Here is a 4,282-nt window from a genome sequence, read left to right on the forward strand (position 1 = left end):
CGGGGCGAGCGCGCCGACCCCTCCGGGCGTGGCGAGCCTCCCGTGGCCGCCCCTTCCGGCGCCGCGCCGCCCGACGCCGTCCCCACCCTCGACGGGCTGTCCGCCCATGACCTCCTCGGCCAGGTGCCGGCACTGGTCGCGGTGGTCTACGGCCCCGAGCACCGCATCGCCTATCTCAACGACACCTATGTCGAGCTCTTCGGCTCCCGGGCCCCCGGCACGCCCGCCCGCCTGGCCCTGCCCGAGCTGACGGAGCTGGGGCTGCTGCCGCTCATGGACCAGGTCCTGCGCAGCGGCAAGCCCCGTACGGTCAAGTCCCGCCGCGTGCCCGCGGCCGGCCCGGCGACCACGCCCGGGCCGCGACAGGCGGACGCGGCCCCCGGCCCCGGCCGAGCGCGCCACGGCTACTACACCTTCACCTGCTCCCCGATCGAGATGGCCGCGCCCAGGGTCGTCGCCCCCGCGCAACCGGCGGACGAGCGGGCGGGGGAGGGGGCCGTGGACGGATCTCCGGTGGATGGATCGCCGCTGGACGGCTCGATCCGGGAAGCCGTCCTCCGTAAGGGCGTCATGCCGGAAGCGGTCGCCACTGAGGCCGTCGCCACCGGCACGGTCACCGAGCCGGTCCGCGGCGTGCTCGTCTTCGGCGCCGACGTCACCGACCAGGTCGAATCCGCGGAGCGGCTGCGCGCCGGCGAGCGCCTCCAGCGCGAGGCCGCCGTCACCCTCCAGCGCAGCCTCCTCCCTCAGGAGCTGGAGCAGCCCGACGATCTGCGGGTCGCCGCCACCTATCAGCCCGGTGGCACGGACGCGGCGGTGGGCGGCGACTGGTACGACGTCATCACCCTGGGCGCCGGCCGCACCGCCCTCGTCATCGGCGACGTCATGGGCCGCGGTGTGCGGGCCGCCGCCGTCATGGGCCAGTTGCGCACCGCCGTCCGGGCGTACGCCCGGCTCGACCTCCCGCCGCACGAGGTCCTACAGCTTCTCGACGGCCTGGCCGCCGAGATCGACCCCCACCAGATCGCCACCTGCGTCTACGCCGTCCACGACCCCAACGAGAACCGCCTCGTCTACGCCTCCGCGGGCCATCTGCCGATCCTGGTCCGCGACCCGGACGGCACCGTGCGCCGCGCCTCCGAGCCCACCGGGCCCCCGCTCGGCACCGGCGGCTGGCTGCACACCACCGGCTCCGTCCCGCTCGGCCCCGGCGCCAGCGCGGTCCTCTACACCGACGGCCTGGTGGAGCGGCGGGACAAGGACATCTACGACGGTGTTGCCGCGCTCGAGCGCGTCTTCGTGGGCGCGACCGGCTCGCCCCAGGTGATGTGCGACCGCCTCATCAGGGCCCTGGGCATCACCGCGGAGCACGACGACGACGTGGCGGTGCTGGTCCTCCAGCACCCCGCCCGTACCGGGCATGACGCCGAGCTCTTCCACAACGCCGCGCTGGAGCTCCTCGGCGGGGTGGAAGCCGCACCGCGCGCCCGGGCCTTCGCCTCCGGGGTCCTCGCCAGTTGGCGCTTCCCCATGGAGCTGCGCGATCTGGGGGTGCTCGCCGCCAGCGAACTCGTCGCCAACTCCCTCCAGCACGGCACACCGCCCATGCGGCTGCGGCTGCGCCGCACCGACCGCCGCCTGATCATCGAGGTGACGGACGGCGATGAGCATCTGCCGCGCCGCCGCCGGGCCGAACCGGTGGACGAGGCCGGGCGCGGCATCTCGATCGTCGCGACCATCGCCTCCTCCTGGGGCTCACGCCGTACACCGGGCGGCGGCAAAGCGGTGTGGTGCGAATTCGCCCTGCCGGCGGGCTAGCTCCACGGGCCCGGGAGCGCTGGGCCCGAGAAGGACAAGGCAGGACCCCGAACAAACACCTCGCCCTGGCGCGGCGGAGCCGACGGGCTCCTTCGCCGCGCCAGGGCGATGGCGGAATGGCCGGATGGCTCAGGCCGCGGTGGTCACCTCGTCCGAGGCGGCCGCCCGCGGCGCGGGCACCGCGGCACCGGCGACCGCCCGCAGCGGATTGTCCTGCTCGGCCGTGAGCCACTTGCCGAGCCTCAGCGCGAGCGCGGTGATGCCGAGCGAGCAGACGATCAGCGTCACGATGTACGTCCCATACAGCCCGGCACCGGCCATCAGCCCGCCGACCGCCGGGCCCACCGCCAGGGCAAGCTGCTTGACCAGCGCAAACGCCGAGTTGTACTGACCGAGTGCCGACGCCGGCGCCAGATCGGCGACCAGCGGCGCGACGGTCGGCGACAGCATCGCCTCACCGAGCCCGAACAGCGCGTACGCCGACACGATCGCGGTGATGCCGACGGCCTGGCTCCCGGGCACCAGCCCGGCGGCCCCGGCGACGCACCACGCCACCGTCCAGACCAGCCCGACCAGCGCGATCACCCGGCTGCGCCGCCGCCGCTCGACCAGCTTGAGTACGACGAACTGCGCCAGCACGATCGCCGCCGTGTTCGCCGCCAGGGCGACGCCCAGCATCGACGGCGATATCCGGGCGACATCCACCGCGAACGCCGACAGCCCGGACTCGAACTGGCCGTAGCAGGCGAAGAACATCACGAAGCCCAGCACACAGAGCTGCACCATGGCCCGGTCGCCGAGCAGCGAACGCCAGCCGCCGCCGGTGCCGCCGAGGTGCTCATCGGCGGTCGGCACCGGGTCGTCGAACACCGGTGTCTTCGCCAGCCTTACGGTCGCCACCGCGGCGCCGAGCACCAGGAACATCACCGCGTCGATCGCGAAGAGCCGCACAAAACTCGAGGCCGCGGAGGTGTCCACGAGCAGCCCGCCGAGCAGCCCGCCGACACCGAGGCCGAGATTGCCGAGGAAGAACTGGGTGGCGAAGGCCCGCGACCGGGTCTGCGGCGTGGAGCACCAGACGATCAGCGTGGCCAGCGCGGGCTGTATGGCCGCGATGCCCGCGCCCAGCACTCCGGCCGCGGCGATGACCAGCGGCTCGCTCGCCGCCAGCCCGAGCCCCATCGATCCGGCAGCGGCGGCGACCGCGCCCGCGACGACAACGGACAGCGGCCCTCGCCGGTCGATCACCCGACCGATGAAGGGCAGCACGGCAAGCGCGGCCACGGCGAACGTCGCGAGCACCACGCCCGCCGTGTTCGAACCGAGGTCCCGCACCTGCGCCACATAGACGAAGAGGAACGGGACCGTGAAGCCGTTGCCGAACGCGCTCAGCGCGTTGCCCAGTTGGATACGGCGCAGCGCTGCGCCCATCGCGGTGGTCACACTCACCTACCTAGGTCGAGAAGGGTCATAAGAGAACCGGCCTGACCTGCGGGTCAGCCCGGAGGATCGATATCTGAAGACTTCGAACCTAAACTTCAATGCTTAAGAGTACAGACTGAAGGACTTCAGCGCCAATGACTTTCGTGTCATGCTGTTGACCATGGCGGAGACCCCCGATGCGGACGACCTGCTGAGCCTCGAGGAGCAGATCGCGGCCTATCAGCGCGAGTTCCAGGACCTGGACCCCCAGGTGGAGCAGGTCGTCAGCGCGCTCAGCCGGCTCACCCGGCGCATGCATGTCGCATACGGGCGGCAGTCGGCCAGGCTGGGGATCAGCAACTCCGAGTGGGAGGTCCTCAAGGCGCTCGTCCTGTCCGGGGCTCCCTACCGCCTGGGCCCCGGAGACCTGGCCAAGCGGCTGGGCCTCACCCCCGCCGCGATGACCCACCGCATCGACCGCATGGTCAACGAAGGTCTGGTCACCCGTGAGCGTGATGCCGACAACCGGGTCCGCGTCATCGTCGAGCTGACGCCCGACGGCCGGGAGAAGTGGATGGAGGCGATGCGCCAGGCCACGATCTTCGAGGCGGACCTGCTCCAGGACCTCTCCAGCGAGGAGCGTGGAGCCCTCGGCGCGATGCTCACCCGCGTGCTGCGCCGGGTGGAAGAGGCCCAGCCCGACGCCGAGGGGCGCCTGAGCAACCTCGACTGAGCCATTCGGCCCAGGCCGTGTTGACACGGGTCCGGGCGATCCGTAATGTTCTCCGAGCTGCCACGGAGCCGTAACGGTTCTCTGGTCGGCACTCCAGCCGCACCGGCGGCAAACCACTTCTGCACGGCCCCTCATCGGGATGGATTTCGGCATGCCGGAATTCGGATCGGGAAGCTCGATTATGAGCTTCCGGGGGAATCCGCTAAAGTAGTGATCACGCCGGAAGGCGCGAAAGACCCCGCTCCAGCAGGGGGCCGGAAACGGAATTCGGACCGGAAACGGAACGGAAAACGGATCTGGTAAGGTTGG

Annotated in this window: 3 protein-coding genes; 2 read left to right on the plus strand and 1 reads right to left on the minus strand. The window is 71.7% G+C overall.

Annotated elements, in window-relative coordinates; all coding sequences use genetic code 11:
* The first annotated feature begins 42 nt into the window (after positions 1–42).
* Positions 43–1,818 (plus strand): ATP-binding SpoIIE family protein phosphatase, encoded by a 1,776-nt coding sequence (locus KN815_RS47105; protein ID WP_253209693.1) that lies wholly within the window; start codon positions 43–45, stop codon positions 1,816–1,818.
* 129 nt (positions 1,819–1,947) lie between these two features.
* Here the strand turns inward: KN815_RS47105 and KN815_RS47110 are convergent, their stop codons facing one another.
* Positions 1,948–3,261, minus strand: coding sequence for an MFS transporter (locus KN815_RS47110; protein ID WP_216347912.1), 1,314 nt, complete (start codon positions 3,259–3,261; stop codon positions 1,948–1,950).
* Positions 3,262–3,421: 160 nt separating this feature from the next.
* On the opposite strand from KN815_RS47110, the gene KN815_RS47115 reads away from it, so the two are divergent.
* A complete protein-coding gene (locus KN815_RS47115; RefSeq protein ID WP_216347911.1) occupies positions 3,422–3,973 on the plus strand; it encodes a MarR family winged helix-turn-helix transcriptional regulator in 552 nt (183 codons plus the stop codon).
* Positions 3,974–4,282 lie beyond the last annotated feature (309 nt).

It is taken from the genome of Streptomyces niphimycinicus, assembly GCF_018883605.1.
Taxonomy (GTDB): Bacteria; Actinomycetota; Actinomycetes; order Streptomycetales; family Streptomycetaceae; genus Streptomyces; species Streptomyces niphimycinicus.

Bases quoted from the DNA above. Each gene is read 5' to 3' on its own strand.
- KN815_RS47115 (WP_216347911.1), top strand. From the start codon at position 3,422: ATGGCGGAGACCCCCGATGCGGACGACCTGCTGAGCCTCGAGGAGCAG.